The organism is Pseudodesulfovibrio sp. zrk46 (assembly GCF_012516435.1).
Classification (GTDB): Bacteria; Desulfobacterota; Desulfovibrionia; order Desulfovibrionales; family Desulfovibrionaceae; genus Pseudodesulfovibrio.
In genome coordinates this window covers 2,274,015-2,300,594 of the sequence record NZ_CP051216.1, presented here as the reverse complement: position 1 = coordinate 2,300,594, position 26,580 = coordinate 2,274,015, and the positions used below count along the sequence as shown (strand labels likewise).

The following is a 26,580-nucleotide window of genomic DNA, read 5'->3' as shown; positions in this document are numbered from 1 at the left end:
AAGCGCGTTACAAGTCCTCGCGCGCCTGAGGTGTGCGAGGACTTTTTGTCTTAAAATCAGGTCATCAGACCAATTTTTTCGCAATAAAAAGAGAACGAAAGTGCCAAAAGCAATACGACTGTACGTCAAATATGTTGACGCGATAAATACCCGTGTTGGTCAGGTGACACTGTATCTCGTGTTCGTGATGATGGCGATTCTCCTGTACTCGTCCATCGCGAGAACGATCTTCGACTCACCAATTATCTGGGGTGTTGAGATGGCTCAGTTCACCATGGCGGCCTACTACCTGCTGGGCGGCGGCTTCTCCATGCTGCTGCGTGCCCACGTCCGCATGGATGTATTCTACAGCAAGTGGTCGGAGAAACGCCGGGCCACCACCGACTGTTTCACCTCCGTCTGTATGATCTTCTACCTTGTGATGCTCCTCTACGGAGGCATCTCGAGCACCGCCTATTCAATTCAATATAACCAGATGAACTATTCGGCCTGGGGACCGCCCATGTCGCCGATCAAGGTCATCATGGTAATCGGAATATTCCTCATGCTGCTGCAATCCATTTCCAACTTCTTTAAAGACGTCGCAAAGGCCACCGGGAGGGAGCTCTAATGAGTCATGAAATGATCGCCCTCATGATGTTCTCCACCCTCATGCTCCTGCTCATGACAGGACAGCGGGTATTCGGAGTCATCGGCTTTATCGCTGCGGCATCCGCGCTCTTCCTCTGGGGAGACGGCGGTTCGGAGATGGCCTTCAACGCAAGCATCTCCCTGCTCAACTGGTACCCCCTCCTGACGCTGCCCCTCTTCATCTACATGGGCTACATGCTGTCGGAATCGGGGATCGCCAACGACCTCTATAAAATGCTCCATGTATGGATGGGGTCACTAGGGGGCGGGCTCGCCATCGGAACCATTGTCCTCATGGTCGCCATCTCGGCCATGAACGGCCTCAGTGTGGCCGGTATGGCAATCGGCTCCAGTATCGCCCTGCCCGAAATGCTCAAACGCGGCTACGACAAACGCATGGTTACCGGTGTTATTCAGGCCGGCTCCTCCCTCGGCATCATGGTGCCTCCGAGTATCGTACTGGTGCTGTACGGCATGATCGCGCGCCAGCCCGTCAGCCGTCTGTGGTTGGCTGGTGTCGGCCCCGGTCTGCTCTTTGCCGTCCTGTTCATCGCCTACATCGTCATCCGTTGTAAGCTCCAGCCCGAACTCGGCCCCGCCCTGTCCGAAGAAGAGCGCAACGTCAGCAAGGCCGAGAAGTTCCGTCTGCTGCGCGCAGGTCTCCTGCCGCTGGCAATCATCTTCTCCGTCACCGGCCTCTTCATGATGGGTGTCACCAGTCTGGTGGAAAGTTCCTCCGTCGGCGCCGTGGCTGCGACCCTCGCTGCCATTGCCAAGAAACGACTGACCAAGAAGGTCATGCGCGACACCCTGTACTCCACCCTCAGCGTCAGCTGCATGTTCATGTGGATCATCCTCGCAGCCCTTGCATTCGGCGCCGTCTTCGATGGCCTCGGCGCAGTCCACGCCATCGAGCGCCTCTTCATGGAAGAGTGGGGCCTCAGCCCCTGGGGTGTCCTCATCATGATGCAGGTCTCCTACATCATCATGGGTATGTTCCTTGACGACACCGCCATGCTCGTCATCGTGGCCCCGCTGTACATTCCGCTGATCATCCACCTTGGCTTCAACCCGGTCTGGTACGGTGTTCTCTACACTGTCACCTGTCAGATCGCGTACATGACGCCACCGTTCGGCTACAACCTCTTCCTGATGAAGGCCATGGCACCAAAGGAAGTAACGCTGGTGGATATCTACAGCTCCATCGTGCCCTTCGTCATTCTCATGACCTTTGGCCTGGCGCTGATCATGATATTCCCGGAAATCGCCCTGTATCTGCCGGAACTTTACTTCGGCAATTAGGGAACTGGTATACGCACACAGTAAATGGTAACAATGGATGGCCCGGACTTCATGTCCGGGCCATCAACATGAATGTCGAGAGGGAAGACCGACATGGCCCATGAAAAGAAAAGCTTGAAAGAACTGCTGGCGCTGGCAGCCCCCCTGCGGTCCGGTGACATACTTGCCGGTATCGCCGCAGCCTCCGAAGAAGAACGCGTACGGGCACAAATGGAACTGGCCGAGGTTCCGTTGAAACGGTTCCTGAACGAAACTGTCATTCCCTATGAAGAGGATGAAGTCACGCGCCTGATCATCGACGATCATGACGCCGAAGCGTTCGCTCCCATCAGCGCCATGACGGTGGGCGACTTTCGCGACTGGCTCCTGACCAATGAGGCCTCGCCACAGGCGCTTGCCAAACTGGCCCCCGGCGTTACGCCGGAGATGGCCGCCGCAGTCTCCAAACTGATGCGCGTACAGGACCTGATCCTTGTCGCGTCCAAATGTGAGGTCGTGACCCGCTTTCGCAACACCATCGGGCAACCCGGCACCTTCTCGGTCCGGCTCCAGCCCAACCACCCGACCGACGATCTCAACGGTATCGCGGCCTCTACACTGGATGGCCTGTGCTACGGCTGCGGCGATGCCGTCATCGGCATCAACCCCGCCACCGACAGCCTTCCCAATATTACCCGCCTGCTCCACATGCTCGACTCCATCATCGAGCGATACGATATTCCCACCCAGAGTTGCGTGTTGACCCACGTCACCACAACCATGGAAGCGATCAAAAACGGCGCACCAGTTGATCTCTGCTTCCAATCCATCGCAGGCACGGAGAAAGCCAACGCCAGTTTCGGCATCTCCCTCGGGTTGCTGCAGGAAGCCCACGAAGCGACCCTGTCCCTCAAACGCGGCACCGTGGGCAATAACGTCATGTATTTCGAGACAGGACAGGGAAGCGCCCTGTCCGCAAACGCCCATCACGGCGTGGACCAGATGACCATTGAGGCGCGGGCATATGCCGTGGCCCGGAAATTCGACCCGCTGCTGGTCAACACTGTCGTGGGCTTCATCGGCCCCGAATATCTTTACAACGGCAAGCAGATCATCCGCGCCGGTCTGGAAGACCACTTCTGCGGCAAACTACTCGGCCTGCCCATGGGTGTGGACATCTGTTACACCAACCACGCCGAAGCAGATCAGGACGACATGGACATGCTGTTGACCCTGCTCGGCACCGCGGGATGCAATTTCATCATGGGCATTCCCGGGGCAGACGACATCATGCTCAACTATCAATCCACCTCCTTTCATGACGCGTGCTACCTGCGCTCCCTGCTGGGCAAGAAGGCCGCACCGGAATTCGAACTGTGGCTTGAAGCCATGGGTCTGCACGACGACAAGGGGACACTGCTTCCCACTTCCCCCTCCAACCGCTTGATGGCCCTGCCACAGAACGCGAACAACTAAGGGAGGCCAGACAATGACGAACGATAAGCCTGAAATCATTACAGAAGATCATTGGCATAATCTCAAGAAATTCACCGATGCCCGCATCAGTCTCGGGCGCGTGGGGTCAAGCCTCCCCCTTCGAGAGTCCCTCGACTTCAAACTGGCCCATGCCCAGGCGCGCGATGCAGTCCACACCCCCTTTTCCATCGACAAGCTGGCCAATGATTTGGCCGCAAGCGGCATCGAAACCATCAAGCTCAAGAGCAGTGTTACTGACCGCAGTGAGTATTTAACCCGCCCTGATCTGGGACGGCAGTTGAGCGAAGAATCACGCACAGCATTTGATGGCATCACCAAGGGCTACGACATCTGCGTGACAGTCAGTGATGGACTGTCGTCCCGCGCCATCCATGAGAACGCATTAGAATTTCTGAACAAGTTCATTCCCATGGCTCAAAGGGCCGGTATCAACAGCGCCCCTGTCGCCCTCGTAGAAAACGGTCGCGTCGCAGTCGCCGACGAGATTGCCGACCGGTTGCAGGCCACCCTGTCAATCATCCTCATCGGAGAACGCCCGGGCCTGAGCTCGCCCAACTCCATGGGCATCTACATGACCTACAGCCCCAAGCCCGGCACTACGGACGAAGCCCGCAACTGCATCTCAAATGTGCGCAACGGCGGCCTGACCATTGATGAAGGCGTCCAGAAACTCGCCTATCTAACGGAGATGGCGCTCGCCAGCAAGAAATCAGGTGTCGAGCTCAAGGATAAAATGACGCCCAACTACCTGCCCTTCAAGGGAGAAGATGCGATGCTGACCGAATAGGTTGAAAAGCAACAGATTTTACGCAAACTGAGGACCCGGAACAAGCGAAGACGAATGCCTGCATCGGCTGGATTACGTGACAAGCGGCATGGTTTTATGAGCACCCTGTAGGCCTCTGTTTCAAACGATCTCCCTCGGATCTCCATGAAGCCACAGGATATTGGCATCATCCAACCAGCATTATAATGAAAAGCGTTTCAGATCATAGTGAGCTAGTCCAGCAAAGGGGATTGTCCCCAGAACCGATGCACCCGACATTCTGAACCCCTCTCTGGACAGTTTGTACAAAAGAAGCCCCGCTCTCTCAGAGCGGGGCTTCACTATTTCTGTCACATTGAGGGAGGCCGCCTAGCCGCAGCCACCGCCTCCGCCAGCGCAACCGCCGCCGATACCGGTACGGCGCACCTTGATAGCGTTCATGTCGCCACCCTCGAAGATGTAGCGGAGGGCGTCATTGATGAATCCGTCCACGACATGGGACTGGATACCGTTCTCTTCCAGCGCCAGACGAGGGGTCTCGCCAATGGCAGCGCAGAGTACGGCGCGGCAGTCGGACAACAACTCGGCCAGTTCATACCAGCGCTTGGGACCGCAACCGGCGTTGGGTGCCGGACGCTCTTCGACCAGTCTGTAGCCGCCGGTGTCGGCCTCGGTCCAGATCTGGAAGGACTTGGCCTCACCCAGATGCTGGTTCACGAGCATGCCCTCGCGGGTGGCCACGGCCACATTGGGCCTCGGCGTGTTCACCTCAAGGGGCTTCAGCTTAGAGCAGGCCTGCAGGGTTCCGCACAGGGAAGCGGACTTGTCGTCGCCCAACAGACCGACAGCATCGGCGCGGCAACGCTTGCAGTGCGTCATCTGGTTGATGAACTCGCCTGCTTCCTTGCGCAGCGGCACTACGGTCTCGCGCCCCGGTTCGGGCAGATGCGAGAACGGGGTATCCGATGTGGGCTTGAGCGGGATCATATTCTGAATGTCAGCACCCAGTTCGGAGCAGACCTTGGCCACTTCAACGATGTGCTCATCATTGATGCCGGGAATCACGATGGAGTTGACCTTTACGACAAGGCCGCGTTCCTTGAGCCCCTTGATGGCAGCAAGCTGACGTTCCAGCAGGATCTTAGCGCCCTGCTCACCACGGTAGACGACATTGCCGTCCTTGACCCAGGAGTAAATCTGGGCGCCGATCTTCGGATCAACGGCAGAGATGGTGATGGTCACGTGGGACACACCCAGCTCGGCAATCTCGTCGAGGTAAGGAAGGATACCCATACCATTACTGGAGAGGCAGAACAGGAGATGCGGGTGCTTCTCATTGAGCAGACGCATGGTCTCCAGAGTCTCCTTGGGATTGGCGAACGGGTCGCCGGGACCAGCAATACCGGCCACAGTGATACGAGGTTCCTTTTCCAGGACCTGATCCATATATTCGGCGGCCTGGAACGGTTTCAGAACACCACTGGTCACGCCCGGGCGGGACTCGTTCACACAGTCATACTTGCGGTTGCAGTAGTTGCACTGGATGTTGCATTTGGGGGCTACGGGCAGGTGTACGCGGCCGCAATCTCCAGCCTTTTCCTTGTTGAAACAGGGGTGCTTGGTGGTATCCTTAACAGTCATATCGAATCTCCCATCGTTGGAGGTTATTCCTAGATATATCCGTAGCCTACCGACGAATCGGCCTGCTTCTTTTCAATTACGGCGTTGACCACGCGGTCGAACATGCTGAGTGCGCCCTTGTAACCAAGGTGCAGCAGACGCTGGCCGCCGAAGCGGTCATGGACCGGGAAGCCCACGCGGATAAGGGGGATGCCCCACGCCTTGGCGTAGCGGTAGCCCTTGGAGTGACCGATGAGCAGATCAGGAGCCAGCTCTTCGGCCTCGGCAGCGATGTCATGGAAGTCCACGCCTTCGCGCACTTCTGGGGCCATGCGGGATACGCCGTCCGTGACCTTGGCGATGGCCTCGCCCATGCCCTTCTTGCGGGAACCGGAACCGGCCAGAACCACGTCCACGCCGATTTCGGCCAGGAAGGAGGTCAGGCCCACAACGAGGTCTTCCTCGCCGTAGACAACGGCCCGCTTACCGAACACGTACTTGTGGCCGTCCACGTAGGCGTCGACCAGTCGTCCTCGTTCCAGTTCGTAGCGACGAGGCATGTCAGTGCCAGTGATATCTTCCATGGCTTCGAAGAACCGATCGGATTCGCGCAGCCCCATGGGCAGGCCAATGCGATAGTTCTTCACGCCAAAACGCTCTTCCAGGCTGGTGCCGCCCGTGGCTTTGGGCAGGCAACGACCAAACTCGATAGTGGCCTTGGAACCGGACATGGTCTTGATCTCGCTCAGGGGCGTGCCGCCGGAGGGGATCTTCACGTAGTCTTCAAGGGCCGGGCCATCGAGGCTCTCGGAAATGTCAGGCAGGATGGTGGAGTCGATGCTGAAATCGCGACAGATATCCTGCAGGTGGCGAACGTCTTCGCACGACACCATGTTGGGCAGAATGTTCACGCGATCAGCGGCGTCCGCCTTGGTGGTGCAGAGCTGCTCAACCAGCGAACGGACTGCGCCGTGCCAGCCGTCGGTATGTGTGCCGTTGTAGCTGGGGGTGGACACCTGCACGAGATCGGGCAAGTCCAGATCGCCAAACTCCGCCTTGAACTCCTTCATGATCATGGGCACATCGTCGCCGATGGTCTCGGTCAGGCAGGTGGTGGCGATGCCGATACAGGACGGCTCGTACTTCTTCATGACATTGAGGATGCCCTTCTTCAGGTTGGGTGCGCCGCCGTAAATGGCGTGCTTTTCACCCAGTGCCGAGGAAGCGATGTCCACAGGTTCACGGAAATGCGAGATCACGTAGCGGCGCATATACGTGGCGCATCCCTGGGAGCCATGAAGGAATGGGATTGCGCCCTCCACGCCTCGGAAGGCCAGGGATGCGCCAAGCGGTGTGCATAATTTACAGGCATTGGTGGTGGAAACGAAATTGGGCCGAACGGGCTTCTTCACAGTCTTACTCATTGACGGCCTCCTTTCTCTCTTCAGCCTTGCGGTTGGCGCGACGCGGAGCGAACTGCCAAACCGGGGACATGACTGAGGCATGGATTTCCTTGGCAAAATTGTACATGCCGACAAATCCTTCCAACGCTTCCTTGCGCTCATGGTTGTGATCGCAAAATCCAACGCCGAGCTTGAAAGCGATGGGACGTTCCTTGACCCCGCCCACGAAGACGTCCACGTCCTTCTCCTTGATGAAGTGGGACAGTTCCAGCGGATTGGCGTCATCGATGATGACGGTGTCGGGATCGGAGATGGCGGCCAGCTCGGCGTAGTCTTCCTTGGTGCCGGTCTGGGAACCAACCATGACGCACTTCATGCCGAGGTGACGAAATGCCTTGATCAGGGAGAAGGCCTTGAAGGAGCCGCCCACATACATGGCGACCTTCTTGCCTTCCAGATCGCGACGGAACCGGGCCAGCTCGGGCATGAGCTTCTGCAACTCGTCGCGCACCAGATTCTGGGTACGTTCGACGATGCCGGGGTCCTGATCCTTGAAGAAGTCGGCCACCTTGTAGAGGGAGTCGGCCATATCCTCGATGCCGAGGTAGGAGACCCGCTCATAGGGGATGCCGTATTCTTCTTCCATCATCTTGGCGAGATCGAGGGTCGCGCCGGAGCACTGGACCAGATTGAGGGCAGCGCCGTGGCAGCGTTCGATGTCGGCAACACGGCCGTCACCAGTCACGTTGGCCACAACCTGCACGCCCATCTTTTCGAAGTATTCGCGGATGATCCAGATTTCGCCGGCGAGGTTGAAGTCACCGAAAATGTTGACGGACATGGGCTTGACGTCCGCGGTGTCGCCCTTGCCAATGAGCTTGAACATGGCCTTGCAGGCAGCCAGATACCCTTCGCGCTTGCTCCCCTTGAATCCTTCGGACTGGACCGGCAGCACCGGGATGCCCTTCTTCTCGGACATCTTGCGGCAAACCGCTTCCAGATCGTCGCCGATCAGGCCGACGATACAGGTGGAGTAGACAAAGGCGGCCTTGGGGCCATGTCTGTCGATAAGTTCATCCAGCGCAGCCTCCAGCTTCTTCTCGCCGCCAAAGATGACGTCGGTTTCCTGAAGGTCGGTGGAAAAGGAAAGTCGATGCAATTCCGGGCCGCTGCTCAGAGCGCCGCGGATATCCCAAGTGTAAACAGCACAACCAATGGGGCCGTGAACCAGATGCAGGGCATCTGCGATGGGATACAGGACCACGCGTGATCCGCAGAACACGCAGGCCCGCTGGCTGACTGCGCCCGCCAGGGATTCCCGGTTGCAAGCTATGTCGATGTCGCCGGAGCCGGTCCGGTGAATCTGTGCTTTACGTTCGTCTAAAATGGTACTCATGTTCTTCCCCTATGAGTTTCGGCCTTTGGTCGATTACAGTCTCTTTCTCAGGCAAATAAGTTGTGTAGGTTGCCATCCCAGGTGTTTGTAAAAATCCAGTGCTCTTACGTTCTGCTTGTCTGCCAGCAGTTGCATTCGAGGCGCCTCGAGGGTGCGGGCCCAATCAGTCAAGCCATCCATCAGCTTTGCGCCGACACCCTTGCCCCGCCAGTCCTCGTGGACGATCACGTCCTCCACGAGGACTGCAGGACCACCTTCCGCCGTGGAAATCGTCAGCTGTCCCGAACACATGCCAACGACAGTCCCGTCGGGAGTCTCGGCGGCCAGTATGCGTCCCCGACCGTTGCTGAGCATCATTTCCAGGCCGCTCCGCTGCCGCTCGGGATCGATCTCGAAGTCCTCCTCAATGGAGAACAGCGATTCCAGAAGGCTGATGAGGACAGGCAAGTCCTCATGAGTTGCGGGACGGATTTTCACGACTTCAGGCATCAGGCTGCTCCTCTCTCTAAGCAGCCAAATATTCGGCGCAGGCTTCGCCTTCTTCCAAGGCGTCGAGAATCTCGTCGATGGCCTCTTCGGAATCCACACCCTTGAACCACCAGTTCTCAGGCTGCACCACCATGATGGGGCCGGATTCACACTGCTTGAGGCAGGAGGTCGCCACGACCAGGGCATCCAGACCGCGGTCCAGGATTTCTTCCTCGATGTACTGGAGGAAGCCGTCGGTCTGCTTGTGACAGATGCCTTTGGGGTCGCCTGCGGCGCGGAAACTCTGACAACAGATGATCATTCTTTCTGGGATAGCCATTTCTCTCTCTCCTTATTTTGTTAAGGCCGCTACTTGCGGCACTTGCCCTTCTTCTTTCCGCCGTACAGCACGTCAACGGTGCCTTCGATTCCTTCGTTGGTAACGATGACGGTCACGCCGCTACGGCTCAAAATTTCCTTGGGTTTGTCGCCTGCCCCGGCAGTGAGGACTGCAAAACAGTCGTGCATGCGGGTGGCCAGATCTTTCCAGCGAGCAGCGCCGGAGCCGGGTTCCGAAGCCTCGCGGGTCTCCAGCAGACAGGCCAGTCCATCCTCGCGGGGACCGTAGATGAGAATCTGCGCGGCGTGCCCGAGATGAATGTCCACATCCATGCCGCTTGCGCTGGTCACGGCCACATTGGGACGCTCCGGCGTGGGCTTGGGCAGGGTCGAACAGACATCGGACTCATCTTCCGGGGTATCCAATCCAACAAGCCCCTCACCACACTCATCCCATGAAGGCATGAGGTTGATGTGCCGCGCGGCACGATCACGCACCATGGTCATGAGCTCAGTGGACGAAGCGGGACACTCGCAGTTTTCATCTGCGGGGTGGAAGGGAACCACGGCCATGATGTCGACTCCAAGGGAAGCCATGGCTTCAGCGACATCTTCCACATGTCCGGCGTTGAATCCCGGATAGACAGTGGTGTTGACCTTGACGGTGATGCCAGCGTCCTTGAAGGCAGTGATGGTCTTCTTCTGGTCGTCCATCAACTCCTTGGCGGCATCGGTCAGGGGGACGGTCTTCTTGCCGGGACGAATCCAGGCGTAGAGCTTTTCCGCCACTTCGGGAGTCACTGCGTCCACCAGCACGGTCACATGGGAGATGCCGATCTCGGCCAGTTCGGGAACGTACATGGCGCCGCCGATACCAAGAGTGGTCAGACACAGGTCCATTTTGGGATAGCGTTCGCGGATCATGCGCAGAGTGCGAATGGTTATGTCAGGGGATGCCAGCGGGTCGCCGGGACCGGTAATGCCCACGATCCTCACAGGCTTTTCGGCATCCAGGACATGGACCAACCAGTTGACGGCTTCTTCCGGCATCATGGCGGGCTTGGTCTTGGTAACGGCTTCAAACCGAATCTTGGCGTTGGAACGCGGTGCGACGGGCAGATGCAAGCGACCCGTCTCCTTGCGGGAGGACATGCCGAAGCAGGGATGATTGGCGTATGAAGTGGCAGTATTGGTCATGTCTTCCTCGTCGTTTATTTATTTTCAGTTTCAGCAGTTCAGAAAGGTTCGAGTGTGAGTCAATCGGGCCTTTGTGGACTGCTGGAGCGGGCGGGGAAGGTGCCCGCTCCAGCCTACACTGGGATGGGATAGCTACAGAACCAACTCGAATTTCTGTTCCGGATCGTCGCGGTCCTTCCGGTCCAGGAGCCTGCCGAGAATCATCTCAAGCAGTCTGAGTCCGCCCTTGTAGCCGACTGTCGGGAAGTACTGGTGGCCCTGGCGGTCCAGGATGGGGAAGCCCCAACGCACCATCGGGATATCTTCGTCACGGGCAATGTATTTGCCGTAGGTGTTACCGATAAGCAGATCCACCGGCTCGTTCTTGATCCACTGATGCATCAGGAACATGTCGCCCTTGGCCTTGACCTTCACTTCGAAAGGCTTGTCGGCGCAGATTTCCTTGATACGCTTCTCGAACTTCTTGCCCGGGGTGCCGGTAACGACATAGACGGGGTGCATGTCGAGGGAGACCAGGAATTCAGTCATCGAGATGAGCTGATCAGGATCGCCCCAGAGTGCTACGCGCTTGCCGTAGAAGTACTGGTGCATGTCGGAAATCATGTCCACGAGCTGGCCGCGTTCGTAAGCGACGGTGTCGGGGACCGGGACGCCGGCCACGGTGCGGAGGACATCGATGAAGCGGTCGGTGGCTGCCAGGCCGAACGGCATGTCCAGCACGGAGCAAGGCACCTTGCACTTGGAGTCCAACCAGCGGGCGGCATCAGCGGAACACCATTCGCCCAGGGCGAGGGTACCGGTGGCGTCGCCAGCGGCCTTGAGTTCCTTGACCGTCACGCCGCCGTCCGGGAACATCTTGTATTCACCGGTCAGGGGTCCGTTGAGGACGCCGGAGGTATCCGGGAACAAGGTGATGTCCACACCGACCATGGCGGCCAGACGCTTGATCTCTTCCATGTCGCAAGGCTCAACCCAACCGGGGATGATGTTGACCTTGCCGGACTTCTTGCCGGTCGGTTCGGCCAGCTGTGCCATGGCCTTGACCATGTTGGAGAAGCCGGTGACATGGGAGCCCACATAGGAAGGAGTGGGCGCACCGATCATGGTCTTTCCTTCAGGAATCTTGCCGGTCTTGATCGCTTTGTCGCGGATCTGGTTCAGGTCGTCACCGATGGTCTCGGACAGGCAGGTGGTGTGCACTGCGATGACCTCGGGATCATAGACCGTGAAGATGTTGTTTACAGCCTGGAGCAGGTTGGCCTGCCCGCCGAACACGGATGCACCTTCGGTGAAGGAGGAGGTGGCGGCGGAGATAGGCTCCTTGTAGTGCCTGGTCAGGGTTGAGCGATGGTACGCGCAACATCCCTGGGAGCCGTGGGAGTGCGGCAGGCATCCGTTGATGCCGAGGGCCGCATACATGGCGCCGATGGGCTGGCACGTCTTGGCCGGGTTGATCATGAGCGCCTTGCGCTCTTTCACTTCAGTAGGGGTATGTCTCAGTAAAGCCATTATTCTCTCCCTTCGTTATTCCCACACGAAGGTGGCGGTCAGTTCGGGGTTTTCCTGCCAGGGGGCCTTCATGTAAGACCACACCTTGCTGCCCACGAGGCGGTCGATTTCCTTGTAGAAGTTAACCGCGCCCTTGAATCCGGCATAAGGGCCGCCGGAGTCGTAGCTGTGGAGCTGCTTCATGGGCACACCGGTCTTCTGGATGGAGAACTTCTCCTTGATACCTGCGCAGAAGATGTCGGGCTTCATGATTTCCACGAGCTTCTCAGCTTCGTACTGGTTCAGGTCGTCAATGATGAGGGTGCCTTTGTCCATCTGCGGGTTCAGGCCCTCGTAGTGCTTGAACTTGTAACCGGCGTCTTCCAGAGCCTTGATCTCTTCCGGAGTCTTGCGCGGGTTGTAGAATTCGGAATCGGCCTCAACTTCGATTTCCTCGATGTTACGGGAGTCAGCATCGACTTTGAGATCGGGGATGACATGGCGACCTTCGTAGTCATCGCGGTGAGCGAACTCGTAACCGGCTGACAGGGTCTTCATGCCCATTTCCTCGAACAGATCCTGATAGTGGTGGGCGCGGGAGCCACCGACGAACAGCATGGCAGTCTTGCCATCGGTGCGCGGACGCACGTCGCTGATGACGGATTCCACTTCCAGCATTTCCTCGGCGATGACGGCCTCGACCTTGTCGATGAGGGCCTTGTCACCGAAGTACTCGGCGATCTTGCGCAAAGACTTGGCAGTGGACTTGGCGCCGATGAAGTTCACCTTGATCCACGGGATGCCGTACTTGGTCTCCAGCATGTCGGCCACGTAGTTGATGGAACGGTGACACATGACACAGCTGAGGTCGGCGTGCTGCGCAGACGCGAACTGGTCGTAAGTTGAGTTGCCCGAGAAGGTAGCGAGGTTGGTGATGCCGCATTTTTTGAGGACACGGTCGATCTCAAACCCGTCACCGCCAATGTTGTATTCGCCGAGCAGGTTGATCTTGTACTCGCCTTCCTTGGGTTCGGTGTTCTCACCGACCAGGTGGGTGAAGACCTGGTTGTTGGCGATGTGGTGACCAGCGGACTGGGAGACGCCCTTGTAACCTTCACATGAGAAGGCGAAGACGTTGCAGTCACCGAACTTGGCTTTCATTTTGCGGGTGACGGCGTGAATATCGTCACCGATGAGGCCCACGGGACAGGTTGCGAAGACGCAGATACCCTTGGGATGGAACAGGTCGTAAGCTTCCTGGATGGCAGCTTCGAGTTTTTTTTCACCACCGAAGATGATGTCCTGATCCTGCATATCCGTGGAAAAACAGTACGGCATGTAGTTATCGCCGTCCTCGCCCGCGTCGGTCTGGTTACGACGGGTGAGCCAGGAGTAGAATCCGCAGCCGATGGGGCCGTGGGTGATATTCACGATGTCGCGGGTGGGGCCCATGATAACGCCCTTACAACCTGCATAGGTGCAGCCGCGCATGGTGATGATGCCGGGGATGGTGCGAACGTTTGCCACGATCTCGGGCGGAGCCTCACTTTCCGTGGCTTCGTTGATCATGATCTGCTTGGCGCGCTTTCTCGCCACCTTGGGAGGATACTTCTTCAGAAGTTCATCCTTGATATCGGTGGGCATGAGCTGCACGACTTTCTTGGTCTTGGCCATTCTTTCTCTCTCCTTATGCAGCTTCTTAAGAAATTGCCTTTTCGCCGGATTCGGCAGTACGGACACGAACCGCATCACCGATTGGCAGGACGAAAACCTTGCCGTCGCCGGGCTTGCCGGTCTGGTTCACTTCGGTGATGGCTTCCACCACGTCGGTAACCAGGTCGTCGGCTACCACTGCCGTCAACATGCGCTTGGGGTAGAGCTTGCCCTTTTCGCCCAGCACTTCGGCGGCTTCTTCGTAGCCACTCTCAGCGCCTTCGAGCACGCTCTTATTGACGAACCCCTTACCGCGGCCCTGCGCCTCGTGGGCGAAGAAGGCATCCACGCCGACTTCGGTCAGGGCGGCCTTGGTCTTGTTCATCATGTTCATGCGCACCACTGCGATGACTTCCTTCATTACGCGGCCTCCTCGCTGGCTTCGGCGGTCTCTTCCACGCCGGAGCTGATGGTGTAGACGGACTCCACGTCGTTAACGAAGATTTTACCGTCGCCGAATGCGCCCTTGGTGCCGGAGCGGGCGGAATCCATAATGGTGCTGATTACGAAATCCTTGTCAGCAGCGTTGACGACGCACATGAGCATGGTCTTGGGGATTTCGTCGTAGGTAACTTCGCCGATTTTGATGCCGCGTTGCTTACCGCGACCGGCCACGGAATACTTGGTGACTGCAGGGAAGCCGTTGTCCATAAGTGCGGCCAGGACTTCATCCGCTTTTTCCGGGCGTACGATTGCTCGAACCATGATCATCATTTCTTCGCTCTCCTATCTTGCTTTAATTAATGTACTTTTAAAAACACGCTTTGGTTTTTAGGGTGCTGGGCTCTGGGGAAGCGCAGATTCTGATCTGCGCTTCCCGGTTCAAACCCAACGGGAAGTGGTATTTTGTTTAGGCTGCTTCCAGGAGACCGTAGTCGAGCAGAAGCTGTTCGAGTTCTTCGATTTCGAGCGGAGTCGGAATGACGAACATTTCGTTTTCATCGATGGCTTTGGCGAGGCCGCGGTAGGCGTCTGCCTGGGGAACTTCGGCGTTCCACTCGATGACGGTTTTACGGTTGATCTCTGCGCGCTGAACGTCGTTGTCACGGGGGACAAAGTAGATCATCTGGGTGCCGAGCTTTTTGGCCAGCTCTTCGATCATCTCTTTTTCGTTGTCGACGTTACGGGAGTTACAAATCAGACCGCCGAGACGGACGCCGCCGGATTCGGCATATTTCATGATACCCTTACAGATGTTGTTGGCTGCGTACATGGCCATCATTTCGCCGGAACAGACGATGTAAATTTCTTCTGCCTTGCCATCACGAATGGGCATTGCGAAGCCACCGCAGACAACGTCACCAAGGACATCGTAGAAGGCGTAGTCCAGTCCTTCGGACTCTTCGTAGGCGCCGAGGTTTTCGAGCATGTTGATGGAGGTGATGATACCGCGGCCGGCGCAACCGACACCCGGTTCAGGACCACCAGACTCAACACACCAGGAACCGCCGAAACCAGGCTTGCGGATATCTTCGAGTTCCACATCCTCGCCTTCTTCACGAAGGGTATCGAGTACGGACTTCTGGGCAAGGCCACCGAGCAGCAGACGGGTGGAGTCTGCCTTGGGGTCACAGCCGACGACCATGACCTTACGACCCATCATTGCCAAACCGGCAACGGTGTTCTGGGTGGTGGTGGACTTGCCGATGCCGCCTTTTCCGTAAATAGCTACTTTCCTCATGGTGTTCTCCTCGTTGGGGGTTTCTTGCGTAATTGCTTTTCCCTATGGCAAGCCCCGTGCCAAACACGACAAGAACGCACAACATGCTGCAATAACAGGATTTACCTATCAATTCCGAGTGATTTAATCATCTACCAAAAGTGTAGGTAACAACGACAAACGACAACAACATTGTAGAAACCTACAAAAACGTAGGTTCTTTTCTGACAACGGCGAAACAAATTTATTCAAATGATATCAGCTACATATAAAAGCGGTCATTTTTGGCACCGATCCTGCTCATATGGAAACAGATTCCAACACCGTAAAAGGAGCAGGAACAATGTTGATAGACACCACACTCAGAGAAGGGGCACAGCTCTTCGGCGCATACTTTACTATAGATATGCGCGAGACCATCGCAGCCGAGCTGCTGAAGATCGGCGTGGACGAAATTGAGCTGGGATGGGTCGGCATGGATGACATGGAAGAATTCATCCGACGGATTCGCCCCATGGCCGGACAGACCGCACTGAGTGTATGGTCTCCCTGCCGCGAGGCGGACATCAAAGTCGCTGCCACATTAGGCATGGATCGCGTGAATATTGGTGTCCCTGTCTCAGACGAGCATATTGAGAATCGGCTGAAAACCGACCGCGAAGGACTTCTTGAACGCCTGGCCAGCACCGTGCTCACAGCCGGACTTCTCGGAATCAAATACATATCCGTAGGATTGGAAGACATCTCCCGGGCCGACCCGGAGTTCGCCCTCAAAGCCGCCCTGCTCGCTCAGGACATGGGCGCATCCCGAGTCCGTCTCTCCGATTCGCTCGGCCTGCTGAAACCATCGGAAATGGAAGAATTGGTCCGGACCTTCCGCGACCGGCTCGACATCCCGCTGGCCGTCCACTGTCACAACGATTTCGGCATGGCTACGGCCAACGCCATCACTGCACTGGAAAAAGGCGCGGCCTTTGCCGACGTCACCGTACTCGGTATCGGCGAACGTTCCGGCGTCGCCGCCACCGAGGAAGTCGCCGCCTATCTCACCATAAAGGAGGAAAGCCATGGTTATCAGATTGATCGGATTCGCCCGCTCTGCGGTCTCGTCGCTTCGGCTGCCGGGGTATCGATCCCCCGCACGAAACCCATTGCCGGGAAGGACATCTTTGCCTGTGAATCAGGTATTCACGCGCATGCCCTCAGCAAGTCTCCCCGTCTCTTCGAGCCGTACTCCCCTGACGCCATCGGTGCGAACCGCACTGTCGCGGTTGGCGGCAAAAGCGGGCGCGCAGCCGTCGCCGATGCTCTTGAAGAAAATGGCGTTGAATGGTCGGGGCAAAGTCTCCCGGGGCTTGTCTCGGCGGTAAAAAAACTCGCCTGGGAACTGGAACGTCCCCTGACCTCCGTAGAACTCGTCGAACTGGCAAAGAAGCATTAAGGGGCGCGACCATGATGATGAAAAAGATTCTGTTCGCCTTCTGCTGGCTCTGCTTCATGGCTGGCCCGGCATACTCAGCCGACCTGTCCGTGGCCTGCGCCGCCAACTTCACCGGGACCATGAAAGAACTGGCCGCCCTCTATGAAGAGGAGACCGGACGTTCAGTCCAGTGTTCCTTCGGTTCTACCGGCATGCTCTATGGTCAGATCACCAAGGGCGCACCCTATGATCTCTTTCTGGCTGCCGACGAGAAACGTCCCGCAATGCTCTTTGAACAAGGCTTGGCCGAGTCGCCGTCCACCTACGCCAAAGGCGAAGTCGTGCTGTGGAGCAAGAACAAAAACCTTGGAGCCATCCCAACATGGGACGAAGTCCTCTGCTGTATGGACGTCAAGCGGGTCGGCATCGCCAATCCCAAGACCGCGCCCTACGGCAAGCGCGCTGCCGAGGCCATGGCCACGGCGCATATCTACACCAAAACCGAACCCAAACTCGCCTTTGGCAAGAGCGTTGGCGCAGCCTTTCAGTACGCATATTCCGGCGCGGCTGACGTATCTTTCGCAGCCCTCTCGCAAGCGCTGACATCCAAGGGCGCAAAGGGCGTGTACTGGCCGATCCCTTTGGCTGATCCGGTCAATCAGTCGGCATGCGTCCTCAAGACAGGCCGAACCGATACGGCCAACGATTTTCTCCAGTGGATGACCACGGCTTCGGCCCGGACCATTATCAGGAAGTACGGCTATGAATAGCATCGACACCACCGCACTGCTGGTCACTGGCAAGCTCGCCCTGGTGGTGACGCCGGTCCTGCTGGTCTTGTGTCTGCCACTGGCCTATTGGCTTGCCATGAGCAACTTCCGCGGCAAGCAGTATGTGGAAGCGGCCTGCAACCTGCCCATGGTGCTGCCGCCCACGGTACTCGGTTTCGGCATGCTCATGCTCATGAGCCCCGGATCACCCATGGGCGATGCATGGCAGGCCTTGACCGGAACCACCCTGCCCTTTTCCTTTATCGGGCTGGTCCTCGGTTCCCTGATCTATTCGCTGCCCTTCGGCGTGCTGCCCATGCGGGCAGCCTTCGAGAAGATCGACCGGGGCATCATCGAGGCGGGCCGCTGTCAGGGCATGACCGCCGTCCAGACCTTCATTCATATCATCCTGCCCAACGCCATGGGCGGGATCACTGCCTCGGCTGCGCTCATCTTCGCGCACACCGTAGGCGAATTCGGTGTTGCCCTGATGATCGGTGGTTCCATCCCGGGCGAGACCCGCGTGGCATCCATCGCCATCTTCGAGCACACCGAAACATTGGATTATGGCGCAGCCGGACTGCTCTCGTTCATCCTGATGATCGTGAGCTACGCAGCCCTCCTGTTCATAGGCAAACAGGGCGGCCACACCGCATTTTCCAGACGCACCACAGCGCGTCACCCGAACCCAACTGAAACACACGAGGTGAGACCATGCAGACAATCGTAACCCGCTACGGCGAACTGACACCCCAGCACACTGCAAACACTCTGCGTCGCAAGGAGATCCTTCCGGTGGACTTCTACAAAAACGGCACGATCAAATCCCTGCCGCTGGAAGAACAGACCGCGATAGAGACCCCGGCTGGCAACATCCCTGCAGAACTCGTCACCTTCCACGAAAACGGCGCCATCAATCGAGTTTTCCCCCTCAACGGTAAGCTCTCCGGTTACTGGAGCGAGGCGGATGAGGCTGCGCTGGCTACCCCTCTGACCATTCACTCTCCCGTCGGCCCGATAACGGCCCGTATGATCAGTCTCGGCTTCCACGAGAACGGTAGCCTTCGCAGCCTCACTTTCTGGCCCGGCGAAAGCGTGTCCATCAAAACGCCCGTCGGCTTCGTGGAGACACGCATCGGCGTCAGCTTTTCACCCGATGGCAGATTGATTTCTCTGGAACCGGCCAAGCCGAGCCTGATCCCCACGCCTGCAGGTGAAATCATGGCCTACGATATCGACGCCGTGGGCGTGAACGGCGACAGCAACTCCCTCTGTTTTGACGAAGAAGGGACAGTCTGTGGCGTGACCACCACGGCCACCCGCGTCAAAGTGGTTGCCAGTGACGGCAGCACCACGGCTTACTCCCCTGAACTCAGAGAGAGCCTGTGCAGCGAAACCGCCACAGAACCCAATCCCATGCGGATGGCTTTTGAGGATGGGATAATGAAAGTGTGGCAGGAGTCCATCTGCCCGCCCACGAAAATCGAGATGGAAGGCTCCCTCTTTTTCGCAGGCCCGGCTGCTGGCGAGTTGATGGCCTTCGATTCCCAGTTCAACTCCATGGGGCATGCCTCCTGCGGCCTGTAGGCAAGTCATTCGCCCGTTCATCCGTTTCCAAAAACAAAACGGCCTGCCAGTAAAAACATGGCAGGCCGTTTCTTGTTCACTGCAGGAGAAGACTACAGATCCTTCAGTGCCTCACACAGTTGATCGGCGCAGGAAGTGGTCTTCTTTCCGCAAGTGATGCCGCTGAGCTTATCGATGACATCGGGAATGGCCATACCGGTCACCAATTTGGAAATGGCTTTGAGGTTGCCGTCGCACCCGCCCACAAAGTCGAGGTAGACGACCTTATCATCTTCCACGGCGTAGCGGATCATTTTGGCGCATACTTTTTCGGGCACGAAAATTTCGGCGTCGCCAGGAGTGGTCGCTTCTTCCGGGGGGAAAAACAGCGGCATATTGATTTCGTTAACTTCCATCCTGATCTCCTCGTGATGATTAATATTCCTTGCGCCGGGCGATATTGCCGCCCAACACGCTGAAGGTGTTTTCGACAATGAATATGGCCTCGGGATCAATCTCGAAAACGGCCTGCTCCAACGAGCGGAGGCGCAGATTGTCCGTGACCGAAAAAACCATGTCCACGCCATCGCCGGTGTATCCGCCCTTGCCGGGGAATACAGTGGCGTGCATCTTGCGGACGCGGGTAATATTCTCTGTCAGTTCGTCGCCCTTCTTGGTGAGGATACGGACCGCCTTTCGCTGGTTGAACAGGGAGAGGACGTATTCCGTCACCACGGAGCTGATGAACAGCATGACCAGCGAGGCGATGATCTTGTCCGGCGTATACCGGCTGAGGGCAAACCCCATGACTCCGGCGTTGATGAAAAAGTAGAAGACGCCGAAGCGCACGCCATACTTGCGGTTCAGGATGACGGCCAACACATCGAGGCCACCGCCGCCGCCGTAGGTACGCAGGATGATGCCGCATCCGGCTCCCATGATCGCACCGGCCGCAATGGCCGCGTACATTTCATTCCTGATGCCGAAATCGACATGCACATACGAGGTCATCATGGTGACCATGACCATGGTGAACAGGCTGAGAAAAAAGAACCGGCGGCTGACACCCTTCCATGCCGTGAGAAAGAGCGGCACGTTCAGGAAGAAGTACCAGTGCGCAAGAGAAAGCTCCGGCTCGAAATTGTTGCCGACCACCGCGAGGCCATAAAGGGCCCCGGGGATAAATTCATGGTGTGCTGCTATTCCATTGAAACCTACAACATAGACGAAGGCTCCGAGGCACAGCAAAAACACATTCCATGCGAGAGAATCAGTGAGTGACCTGAGACGGTTGTCCATAGTCTTGTTCCTCCTGCCCACGATTTTTGGGCGCGCCACCATAGAGAGCAAAAAGAATCCCTGCAACAATTATCAGACCACTCATAATCTGGTTGAAACTGACCGGTTCATCGATGACAAACCAGGCGATGGCCGCGCTGATGGGAGGCAGGGTGTAATAGAACAACATGGCCTTGGGAGCGCCGATGATCTGCACTGCCGCATTCCAGAAGAGGTAGCAGAGAATGGAGGCGAAAACCGAAAGGTAGATGAGGGAAAGCACCAGATTGGTGGAGAACTCAGGCATGACCACATGCCCACCGGTTTCCCACAGGTACAAGGGAATAATGTAGACGGTCCCAAACAGGCAACACGCCATGAGCAGCGTGGTCTGGCTGAGTTTGCCCGTAATTTTGCTGATCACGGTATTGTAGACGGCAGACATCATGGCCGTGCTCAGAATAAGCAGGTCACCCCGCGCAAAATTCATTGAGAGCAGCTGATCCATGTTGCCGTCCGTGACCAGCAGGACGATGCCGAATGTGCTGATCGCGATGCCCATGTACATGCGCTGGTTGATCTTCTCCTTGAAAATAAACTGTGCCACCAGTGCGGTGAGCAGCGGAGACAGCGTAGAGATCAGAGACATGTTCAGGGCCTCAGTGGTATGCCCGGCCATGAAGACTACGGTGTCGTAGAGAGAGATGCCGGTCAGGGCGAGCAGAGAGAGCTCCTTCCACATTTTCATGACCATGTGGCGCTCTTTCCAAAGGGCTTGAAAAGCAAACGGCAGGAAACACAGGGTGGCCCCAACCCAGCGAAGCAGGTTGAGCGTGGCCGGATCAATGGAGTCGGCCAGACCGCGTGCCGCCACGAAGTTGCCGCTCCAGTTGAGGATGCCGAGAATGATGAAGAGGTAGCCTGCAGCCTGTGTCGTCTTGAATGTGTTCCAGCTCATGCCTTTTGCTCCAAAGTATATAGCCCGCCCGGCAGGAGTACCGGGCAGGCCAACCCTCAGCTGGAAAAGTTTGAAGGTGATTTCCAGATAAAGGACGTCGGTTATGTCAGGTGCAATGGACACGCTCTTGGGAAGAAAGTACGGCGTGAATGTCGGACTCCGAGGTGACACTCTTCGTTTCGGGTAGTGAAGAGTTTCAGGAGGCTGGATATATGGCAATGGTCCGGTAAGAGGCCGCCGTTCACGCATTCCGGGAGGAGGGTGGAAGTGTCGCACCCTCTTCCCAAGAGCTACTGGTCGAAACATCAGGTCTGAGCCGTGCTTCGCTTATCCGTTTTGCACAATCGACACCCCTTGAGCACAGAGCGTGCCATAAACACAAAACCTTGTTTTAATTGAATTTAATTGCAAAACAAATGCAGGCGAAAACGAGAAACACGACATCGGTGTCGCCTCACCCAGCCAAATTGTCGATAAAGTGCTGATTTTAAAGAGATAAACAATAAAGCGACACCCATGTCGCACGTGACATGGGTGTCGCCTAATTTGACCGTATTATGAGGTTACTCTGCTTAAATACCGTGTTTTTTCAACTTTCGTTGCATGGTACGCATATTTAATCCCAAACTTTTTGCGGTGAGGCCCTTTTTCCAGTGATGTTTTTCAAGGGCCTTGAGCATCATATGACGCTCTACCACATCCATGGCTTCGGTGAGCGTGGAACACGATTCGGCCGCTTCAATGGCTCCATCCAGTTCATGGGGAGACTCGGCGGTCTCGATACCAAAATCGCTGAGCACCATCTCCCCGAAGGTGAGGTATCGCTCCAGCACGTTTTGCAGTTCACGAACGTTGCCTGGCCAGTGATGAGAGTCAAAGGCGGCCCGAACCTTGCCCGGAACCGGCGGTACTTCGGCATCACTACCAAGATACCGCTTCATGAATTCCGCGCTCAGCAACGGCAGATCTTCCAGCCTGTCTCGCAAGGGAGGCACGCGGATAGGCAGAACGTGGAGACGGAAAAAGAAATCCGAACGCATGCGGCCATCCTTGACCATCTTGGCGAGGTCGCGGTTAGTCGCTGCGATGAGGCGGAACTTGGAAGACTGAGGTTCACTTCCGCCAACGGGCGTGTAGAGCTTGCTCTCCAGAGCGCGGAGCAGCTTCACCTGCAATGCGAGGTCAATCTCACCGACTTCGTCGAGGAACAATGTGCCGCCATCGGCAGCAGCGAGATAGCCCTTGCGATCCGAGGTCGCACCGGAGAACGCGCCCTTCTTGTGGCCGAAAAATTCGCTTTCCATCAGGTTGGCTGGGATGGCACCACAGTTGACGGGGACATACGCCCCTCCGGACCCGCTCTGCTCATGGATGGTCTGGGCCACCAGGTCCTTACCGGTGCCGGTCTCACCCAGGATAATGACGTTGGCGTCACTCTTGGACGCCTTCATGATCAGCTTGAAGACATCACGCATCCCGGGACTTTTGCCGATGATGCTGCCGAACTTGTAGCGGTCTTCAAAAGCCCCCTGCAGCTTCTGGTTTTCGTGAAGCAGCTCGAACTCACGCATCTTCTGGGCGCTGATATCGATCATGATGCCTTCGAGATAGAGCGGATAGCCGTCGTCATCATAGACGCACTCGCCCTGATCCCAGATCCACTTGCGGCTGTCGTCATCCAGACACACGCGGTACAGCATCTTGTAGGGACGATTGCCGATGATGGCCTCTTCCTGCTCCTTGCGCATGGAGATGAGGTCTTCGGGATGGGCCAGCGTCTCCATGACGTTGGTCTGCTGATCGGTGAAAAACTCGGGTGATACGCCGAAAAGTTCAATGCTGCCCCGACTGACAAAGGTCAGCGTCGGATGATGATCTTCGTCAATGGCGCAACGATATGCCATGCCCGGCAGGTTGTTGAAGAGTCGCGTCAATTGGCGCTGGCTCTGTTCAAGCTGTTGCTTGGTCCCCCGGTATGCCTCCAGTTGTGTCTTCAGCTCCTGACAATGCTGAAACAACTCTTCGTATGTAGGTCCGCCCATACCAAAACTCCTTGCACACTTTCACGGCGACACTTCTGTCGCGTGGTTGGCGACGTGTATGTCGCCAAAGGTTTTACTGCAAGTATTTTCTCTTTTCGGAAAAAAGAGGGCAGGAGCGTCCTCCGCCCCTGCCGTAACAATCGCTATTTAGCCTTGTGCAGCTTATCCAAACCGTACTCTGAAATCCGGTAAACGGAGACTAGTTGACCGTCATCATTGAGATATGAGCCCTCCTCATTGAGAATACCCACAGCCTTAAGCGACTTGAGGTGCTCCTCCACAATGGGGATGGAGCAGTACTTTTCTGAGGGGTAATCATCCACGACCATGTCGTAGACGGCTCGGGCATTGAGGGCCTCGCAGTTGCTGAAGCAAGCAGCGACCATGGCTTTCAAGGGAACATTGGTCATGATTTTCTCCTGAATTAGACGTCTCTGAGACTGGTCATTTCCTTGGGGTTGCCGACCACCAGCACCATCCCGGTGGTAATAACCAGTGCACCGATGATGATGTTGGCGGTAATCTCCACCTCGGTGAATACGGCGGAGAAGAAGATTCCCCACAGGGAATAGGTGATGTTGATAGCCATGGCGCGGCTGACGCCGGTCATGTTCATGGCGCGATACCAGCAGAGGTAGGAAAACGCACCGGCCAAGGCGGCTACCGGGAAGACCCAACCGATGGAGGCATCCATCAGACCGGGACCGAGCAGCACGTAACCACCGGCCAAAGGCAGCACCACCAGCATGTATACGGTGGAAGAAGTAATCTGGCGGACATTCAGGGCCACGGCCGGATCGAGCAGATCCATGCCCGAGGTCGCGAGCACGCCTTCGATGCCCCATCCGAAAGTGGCCACCAAGGCAAATGCGATGCCAAGATAAAATTCATTGCCCAATGAGCCTTCGGGCGGCGTGTAGCCGATGACGATGCCGCCGACCACGCAGAGGAACAAACCGCACCATGCGCGCATACCGATCTTCTCCTTCAGGAAGATGGCCGCAAAGATGGACGCCACAGCCGGATACAGGGCCGTGATGGGCATGACATAGGCCGGACCGGCGAACTTCACACCGAGCATGTAGGACGACATGGCAATGGGACCGCCGAAGATGGCACCAAGGACAACCGGACGGACAGTCTTGGAGCGCAGCGTACGGCCCAGCTCCTTGAGTCGACCGGTGACGGTATTGAATCCCAGCAGCCACAGGGCGCAGAACGAGTCGTGCAGCGCGCCAACGGTCAGGGGAGCCAGCAGCCAGTATGCCTCCTCCAGAAACAATGGAGCAGCAAATGCCAGACTGAGGATGACGCCCCCCAGCCCCCAGCTCATGCCGGACAATACGGCAAAGACGAGTCCTTTTTTGGCAAAGGAAACGTCCTGCTGCATTTTGAGTTCCTCCACGGAAGCCGTGGGGGTCATGGTTGCGGTGGTCATGTTCGGTTGTTCTCCAAACGATATATTTCGATCTTATTGTAATTGAAGTTGAGAGCCTCATGCCTCTGAGAAAGGTCCGGATGCCGATGGGGGTAATTACACCCGGACCTTTATCAGTCGTATGAGAAGGGACCGGTCCCATGACCGGTCCCTCTGATTCCCGGCAAAACTACTTGCCGGGTCTTGCGGGCTATTGATTAAGCGCAGTCGTGCTTATCCCAGGGCTCGCGGTTGTCACGCTGCAGAGCGACTTCCATGCGGCCGATGGCTTCTTTCAGCTTGCCGATTTCCTTCAGCTTCATGTTGGGATCCTTGAGAGCCTGGTACAGGACAGCGCCCATGCAGTCGGCCGGAACCGGCAGGTCGGCCACGTAGCAGACAGAGGCAACGATGTCGGCAGCGGTAACGCCACGCTCCTGAGCACCGGCCTTCTTGTTCATGCCGAGGCCGCCCAGGTAGAGGCCACCTTCGGTGGACAGAACGATCATGGTGCGACGGTCAGCAGCGTCGACGATCTGAGCCATGGCAGCTTCCAGAGCGTCAGCGTCAACGTTGCCCAGCTCGACAACGGCCAGAGCGCCGTCTTCCTCGAAGACCTTGGCGATGCCGTCGGCAGCAACAGTAGCTGCGCCTTCGATGGCGGAGGCCATGCCAGCCAGACCGGCTGCTTCGTAATTGGCGAAGGAAACGGCCTTCTTCATGAACTTCTTGACTGCGGAGCCGCCGTTAACGTCAGCTTCGCCGCACACAACCACGATTACTTTCTTATCTGCCATTGGATTATCTCCTTGAATTATGGGCACTCAGCCCGATGATTATTTAAATTCGCGATATCAGGACGTTACCTAGGCAACGACCATTTCGATGTTGTAATCGACTTCCATGCCCTCTTCGAGGGAGTAGGTCAGCAGGGAGCCGTTGAGCATGTTGTCCTTAACGGACTCGAAGACCTCGCGGTCCTTCTCTTCCAGACCGACTTCGATGTTGATCTCCAGCTCGCAGTAACGGGTACGGTTGACCTCGTCCTTGTCCTTGGAAGCGGTGGCGGAACCGGTGAGGGACTTCACTTCAACACCCTGACGCTTGAAGGCGTTGACCATGGTGTTGGTGTAGCAAGCCAGTGCGGCCACACCGAGGATGCGGGAACCCATGGCTTCGGAGTTGCGCTCTTCCGGGGTGATGGAGGAGAAATCCATGATGATTTCAGGGACGGCCTTTGCGCCAACAACAAACTTGTCACGGTTCTCGTCGAGACGTTCGAATTTTACGGTAGACATATGTATATCCTCTTAAATGCTTGATTGATTAGAAGTAATTGACGGTTTCAACGTCTTCGCACAGCTCGGCCACTTCCTCGGCGGAAATGACTTCCACGCCATCGAGGAGATCGTCCTCGGAGATGCCGCGTTTTTCGAGGTGTTCACGGACGGTGAAGACTTCACCGTCAGCCTCGATCAGGTCGCTGAGCAGGGAATTGTGGTAACCGGGATTGTTGGTGAGGTTCCAAACTCCCTCTTCCACGTAGACAAGCTTGGCTTCGAAGCCCTTTTCATGGGTGGCCCATGCGGTGCGCACACCGAGGGTTCCGACTTCAACGCCCAGGGGCTTGGAGACGACAAGGCAAATGGAATTGATCATCGTTATTTCTCC

General features: G+C 56.9%; 28 protein-coding genes. 8 read left to right on the top strand and 20 right to left on the bottom strand.

The window, feature by feature from the left end; genetic code table 11:
• The first annotated feature begins 100 nt into the window (after positions 1–100).
• The 4 genes from HFN16_RS10430 to eutC all read left to right on the top strand — a co-directional run bounded on the left by HFN16_RS10430 (position 101) and on the right by eutC (position 4,195).
• Complete coding sequence (locus HFN16_RS10430; RefSeq protein ID WP_168890694.1) at positions 101–610, top strand: TRAP transporter small permease subunit; 510 nt, start codon at positions 101–103, stop codon at positions 608–610.
• Positions 610–1,932 (top strand): TRAP transporter large permease subunit, encoded by a 1,323-nt coding sequence (locus HFN16_RS10425; protein ID WP_168890693.1) that lies wholly within the window; start codon positions 610–612, stop codon positions 1,930–1,932. Before HFN16_RS10430 ends, HFN16_RS10425 begins: the two co-directional genes overlap by 1 nt.
• Before the next feature lie 93 nt (positions 1,933–2,025).
• A complete protein-coding gene (locus HFN16_RS10420) occupies positions 2,026–3,387 on the top strand; it encodes an ethanolamine ammonia-lyase subunit EutB (RefSeq protein ID WP_247648309.1) in 1,362 nt (453 codons plus the stop codon).
• Between the two features lie 13 nt (positions 3,388–3,400).
• Complete coding sequence (gene eutC / locus HFN16_RS10415) at positions 3,401–4,195, top strand: ethanolamine ammonia-lyase subunit EutC (RefSeq protein WP_168890691.1); 795 nt, start codon at positions 3,401–3,403, stop codon at positions 4,193–4,195.
• A gap of 348 nt (positions 4,196–4,543) precedes the next feature.
• Here the strand turns inward: eutC and HFN16_RS10410 are convergent, their stop codons facing one another.
• The 11 genes from HFN16_RS10410 to nifH form a co-directional block, all read right to left on the bottom strand.
• On the bottom strand, positions 4,544–5,815 hold the full coding sequence (locus HFN16_RS10410; RefSeq protein WP_168890690.1) for a radical SAM protein: 1,272 nt from the start codon (positions 5,813–5,815) through the stop codon (positions 4,544–4,546).
• A gap of 29 nt (positions 5,816–5,844) precedes the next feature.
• A complete protein-coding gene (locus HFN16_RS10405; protein WP_168890689.1) occupies positions 5,845–7,218 on the bottom strand; it encodes a nitrogenase component 1 in 1,374 nt (457 codons plus the stop codon).
• Positions 7,211–8,593 carry a nitrogenase iron-molybdenum cofactor biosynthesis protein NifE gene (gene nifE / locus HFN16_RS10400; protein WP_168890688.1) on the bottom strand — a complete coding sequence of 461 codons (1,383 nt, stop codon included), beginning with the start codon at positions 8,591–8,593 and terminating at the stop codon, positions 7,211–7,213. Before nifE ends, HFN16_RS10405 begins: the two co-directional genes overlap by 8 nt.
• Positions 8,594–8,626: 33 nt before the next feature.
• Complete coding sequence (locus HFN16_RS10395; RefSeq protein WP_168890687.1) at positions 8,627–9,082, bottom strand: GNAT family N-acetyltransferase; 456 nt, start codon at positions 9,080–9,082, stop codon at positions 8,627–8,629.
• Positions 9,083–9,098: 16 nt separating this feature from the next.
• A complete protein-coding gene (locus tag HFN16_RS10390; RefSeq protein ID WP_168890686.1) occupies positions 9,099–9,401 on the bottom strand; it encodes a (2Fe-2S) ferredoxin domain-containing protein in 303 nt (100 codons plus the stop codon).
• A 29-nt stretch (positions 9,402–9,430) separates the two neighbouring features.
• Positions 9,431–10,597: a radical SAM protein gene (locus HFN16_RS10385; protein WP_168890685.1), complete on the bottom strand. Its 1,167-nt coding sequence runs from the start codon at positions 10,595–10,597 to the stop codon at positions 9,431–9,433.
• Positions 10,598–10,729: 132 nt separating this feature from the next.
• On the bottom strand, positions 10,730–12,106 hold the full coding sequence (gene nifK, locus HFN16_RS10380; protein WP_168890684.1) for a nitrogenase molybdenum-iron protein subunit beta: 1,377 nt from the start codon (positions 12,104–12,106) through the stop codon (positions 10,730–10,732).
• Positions 12,107–12,121: 15 nt separating this feature from the next.
• Entirely contained in the window at positions 12,122–13,759 is a 1,638-nt protein-coding gene (gene nifD / locus HFN16_RS10375; RefSeq protein WP_168890683.1) for a nitrogenase molybdenum-iron protein alpha chain, read from the bottom strand.
• Between the two features lie 25 nt (positions 13,760–13,784).
• The gene (locus tag HFN16_RS10370; RefSeq protein ID WP_168890682.1) at positions 13,785–14,159 is read right to left on the bottom strand and encodes a P-II family nitrogen regulator; all 375 of its coding nucleotides are present in this window, start codon (positions 14,157–14,159) and stop codon (positions 13,785–13,787) included.
• Positions 14,159–14,512 (bottom strand): P-II family nitrogen regulator, encoded by a 354-nt coding sequence (locus HFN16_RS10365; RefSeq protein WP_168890681.1) that lies wholly within the window; start codon positions 14,510–14,512, stop codon positions 14,159–14,161. The genes HFN16_RS10370 and HFN16_RS10365 overlap by 1 nt, the downstream gene beginning before the upstream one ends.
• Positions 14,513–14,648: 136 nt before the next feature.
• Positions 14,649–15,479 (bottom strand): nitrogenase iron protein, encoded by an 831-nt coding sequence (gene nifH / locus HFN16_RS10360; RefSeq protein ID WP_168890680.1) that lies wholly within the window; start codon positions 15,477–15,479, stop codon positions 14,649–14,651.
• 322 nt (positions 15,480–15,801) lie between these two features.
• On the opposite strand from nifH, the gene HFN16_RS10355 reads away from it, so the two are divergent.
• From HFN16_RS10355 to HFN16_RS10340, 4 genes are read left to right on the top strand one after another with little or no spacing between them, the layout of a single operon-like run.
• A complete protein-coding gene (locus HFN16_RS10355; RefSeq protein ID WP_168890679.1) occupies positions 15,802–16,899 on the top strand; it encodes a pyruvate carboxyltransferase in 1,098 nt (365 codons plus the stop codon).
• Between the two features lie 11 nt (positions 16,900–16,910).
• Positions 16,911–17,648, top strand: coding sequence for a molybdate ABC transporter substrate-binding protein (gene modA, locus HFN16_RS10350; RefSeq protein ID WP_168890678.1), 738 nt, complete (start codon positions 16,911–16,913; stop codon positions 17,646–17,648).
• Positions 17,641–18,378 (top strand): molybdate ABC transporter permease subunit, encoded by a 738-nt coding sequence (modB, locus tag HFN16_RS10345; protein ID WP_247648308.1) that lies wholly within the window; start codon positions 17,641–17,643, stop codon positions 18,376–18,378. The genes modA and modB overlap by 8 nt, the downstream gene beginning before the upstream one ends.
• Positions 18,363–19,235 carry a hypothetical protein gene (locus HFN16_RS10340; RefSeq protein ID WP_168890677.1) on the top strand — a complete coding sequence of 291 codons (873 nt, stop codon included), beginning with the start codon at positions 18,363–18,365 and terminating at the stop codon, positions 19,233–19,235. Before modB ends, HFN16_RS10340 begins: the two co-directional genes overlap by 16 nt.
• A gap of 92 nt (positions 19,236–19,327) precedes the next feature.
• Here HFN16_RS10340 and HFN16_RS10335 read toward each other — a convergent pair whose 3' ends face one another.
• From HFN16_RS10335 to HFN16_RS10295, 9 genes are all read right to left on the bottom strand, one after another.
• Positions 19,328–19,630 (bottom strand): TIGR03905 family TSCPD domain-containing protein, encoded by a 303-nt coding sequence (locus HFN16_RS10335; protein WP_247648307.1) that lies wholly within the window; start codon positions 19,628–19,630, stop codon positions 19,328–19,330.
• Positions 19,631–19,649: 19 nt separating this feature from the next.
• On the bottom strand, positions 19,650–20,513 hold the full coding sequence (locus HFN16_RS10330) for a YitT family protein (protein ID WP_168890676.1): 864 nt from the start codon (positions 20,511–20,513) through the stop codon (positions 19,650–19,652).
• Positions 20,485–21,450 carry a DMT family transporter gene (locus HFN16_RS10325; protein WP_168890675.1) on the bottom strand — a complete coding sequence of 322 codons (966 nt, stop codon included), beginning with the start codon at positions 21,448–21,450 and terminating at the stop codon, positions 20,485–20,487. The genes HFN16_RS10330 and HFN16_RS10325 overlap by 29 nt, the downstream gene beginning before the upstream one ends.
• Before the next feature lie 572 nt (positions 21,451–22,022).
• Positions 22,023–23,492 carry a sigma 54-interacting transcriptional regulator gene (locus tag HFN16_RS10320; protein WP_168890674.1) on the bottom strand — a complete coding sequence of 490 codons (1,470 nt, stop codon included), beginning with the start codon at positions 23,490–23,492 and terminating at the stop codon, positions 22,023–22,025.
• Positions 23,493–23,635: 143 nt separating this feature from the next.
• Positions 23,636–23,902 (bottom strand): hypothetical protein, encoded by a 267-nt coding sequence (locus HFN16_RS10315; protein ID WP_168890673.1) that lies wholly within the window; start codon positions 23,900–23,902, stop codon positions 23,636–23,638.
• A gap of 14 nt (positions 23,903–23,916) precedes the next feature.
• Positions 23,917–24,930, bottom strand: a complete 1,014-nt coding sequence (locus HFN16_RS10310; protein ID WP_247648306.1) for a DMT family transporter — start codon at positions 24,928–24,930, stop codon at positions 23,917–23,919.
• A gap of 197 nt (positions 24,931–25,127) precedes the next feature.
• The gene (locus HFN16_RS10305; RefSeq protein ID WP_168890672.1) at positions 25,128–25,706 is read right to left on the bottom strand and encodes a hypothetical protein; all 579 of its coding nucleotides are present in this window, start codon (positions 25,704–25,706) and stop codon (positions 25,128–25,130) included.
• A 69-nt stretch (positions 25,707–25,775) separates the two neighbouring features.
• Positions 25,776–26,207: an OsmC family protein gene (locus HFN16_RS10300; protein WP_168890671.1), complete on the bottom strand. Its 432-nt coding sequence runs from the start codon at positions 26,205–26,207 to the stop codon at positions 25,776–25,778.
• Between the two features lie 28 nt (positions 26,208–26,235).
• Positions 26,236–26,568: a DsrE family protein gene (locus HFN16_RS10295; RefSeq protein ID WP_168890670.1), complete on the bottom strand. Its 333-nt coding sequence runs from the start codon at positions 26,566–26,568 to the stop codon at positions 26,236–26,238.
• Positions 26,569–26,580 lie beyond the last annotated feature (12 nt).

Excerpts from the sequence above, each read along its gene's own strand:
- HFN16_RS10425 (WP_168890693.1), top strand. The coding sequence starts at position 610 with ATGAGTCATGAAATGATCGCCCTCATGATGTTCTCCACCCTCATGCTC.
- HFN16_RS10420 (WP_247648309.1), top strand. The coding sequence starts at position 2,026 with ATGGCCCATGAAAAGAAAAGCTTGAAAGAACTGCTGGCGCTGGCAGCC.
- eutC (WP_168890691.1), top strand. The coding sequence starts at position 3,401 with ATGACGAACGATAAGCCTGAAATCATTACAGAAGATCATTGGCATAAT.
- HFN16_RS10410 (WP_168890690.1), bottom strand. The coding sequence starts at position 5,815 with ATGACTGTTAAGGATACCACCAAGCACCCCTGTTTCAACAAGGAAAAG.
- HFN16_RS10405 (WP_168890689.1), bottom strand. The coding sequence starts at position 7,218 with ATGAGTAAGACTGTGAAGAAGCCCGTTCGGCCCAATTTCGTTTCCACC.
- nifE (WP_168890688.1), bottom strand. The coding sequence starts at position 8,593 with ATGAGTACCATTTTAGACGAACGTAAAGCACAGATTCACCGGACCGGC.
- HFN16_RS10395 (WP_168890687.1), bottom strand. The coding sequence starts at position 9,082 with ATGCCTGAAGTCGTGAAAATCCGTCCCGCAACTCATGAGGACTTGCCT.
- HFN16_RS10390 (WP_168890686.1), bottom strand. The coding sequence starts at position 9,401 with ATGGCTATCCCAGAAAGAATGATCATCTGTTGTCAGAGTTTCCGCGCC.
- HFN16_RS10385 (WP_168890685.1), bottom strand. The coding sequence starts at position 10,597 with ATGACCAATACTGCCACTTCATACGCCAATCATCCCTGCTTCGGCATG.
- nifK (WP_168890684.1), bottom strand. The coding sequence starts at position 12,106 with ATGGCTTTACTGAGACATACCCCTACTGAAGTGAAAGAGCGCAAGGCG.
- nifD (WP_168890683.1), bottom strand. The coding sequence starts at position 13,759 with ATGGCCAAGACCAAGAAAGTCGTGCAGCTCATGCCCACCGATATCAAG.
- HFN16_RS10370 (WP_168890682.1), bottom strand. The coding sequence starts at position 14,159 with ATGAAGGAAGTCATCGCAGTGGTGCGCATGAACATGATGAACAAGACC.
- HFN16_RS10365 (WP_168890681.1), bottom strand. The coding sequence starts at position 14,512 with ATGATGATCATGGTTCGAGCAATCGTACGCCCGGAAAAAGCGGATGAA.
- nifH (WP_168890680.1), bottom strand. The coding sequence starts at position 15,479 with ATGAGGAAAGTAGCTATTTACGGAAAAGGCGGCATCGGCAAGTCCACC.
- HFN16_RS10355 (WP_168890679.1), top strand. The coding sequence starts at position 15,802 with ATGTTGATAGACACCACACTCAGAGAAGGGGCACAGCTCTTCGGCGCA.
- modA (WP_168890678.1), top strand. The coding sequence starts at position 16,911 with ATGATGATGAAAAAGATTCTGTTCGCCTTCTGCTGGCTCTGCTTCATG.
- modB (WP_247648308.1), top strand. The coding sequence starts at position 17,641 with ATGAATAGCATCGACACCACCGCACTGCTGGTCACTGGCAAGCTCGCC.
- HFN16_RS10340 (WP_168890677.1), top strand. The coding sequence starts at position 18,363 with ATGCAGACAATCGTAACCCGCTACGGCGAACTGACACCCCAGCACACT.
- HFN16_RS10335 (WP_247648307.1), bottom strand. The coding sequence starts at position 19,630 with ATGGAAGTTAACGAAATCAATATGCCGCTGTTTTTCCCCCCGGAAGAA.
- HFN16_RS10330 (WP_168890676.1), bottom strand. The coding sequence starts at position 20,513 with ATGGACAACCGTCTCAGGTCACTCACTGATTCTCTCGCATGGAATGTG.
- HFN16_RS10325 (WP_168890675.1), bottom strand. The coding sequence starts at position 21,450 with ATGAGCTGGAACACATTCAAGACGACACAGGCTGCAGGCTACCTCTTC.
- HFN16_RS10320 (WP_168890674.1), bottom strand. The coding sequence starts at position 23,492 with ATGGGCGGACCTACATACGAAGAGTTGTTTCAGCATTGTCAGGAGCTG.
- HFN16_RS10315 (WP_168890673.1), bottom strand. The coding sequence starts at position 23,902 with ATGACCAATGTTCCCTTGAAAGCCATGGTCGCTGCTTGCTTCAGCAAC.
- HFN16_RS10310 (WP_247648306.1), bottom strand. The coding sequence starts at position 24,930 with ATGACCACCGCAACCATGACCCCCACGGCTTCCGTGGAGGAACTCAAA.
- HFN16_RS10305 (WP_168890672.1), bottom strand. The coding sequence starts at position 25,706 with ATGGCAGATAAGAAAGTAATCGTGGTTGTGTGCGGCGAAGCTGACGTT.
- HFN16_RS10300 (WP_168890671.1), bottom strand. The coding sequence starts at position 26,207 with ATGTCTACCGTAAAATTCGAACGTCTCGACGAGAACCGTGACAAGTTT.
- HFN16_RS10295 (WP_168890670.1), bottom strand. The coding sequence starts at position 26,568 with ATGATCAATTCCATTTGCCTTGTCGTCTCCAAGCCCCTGGGCGTTGAA.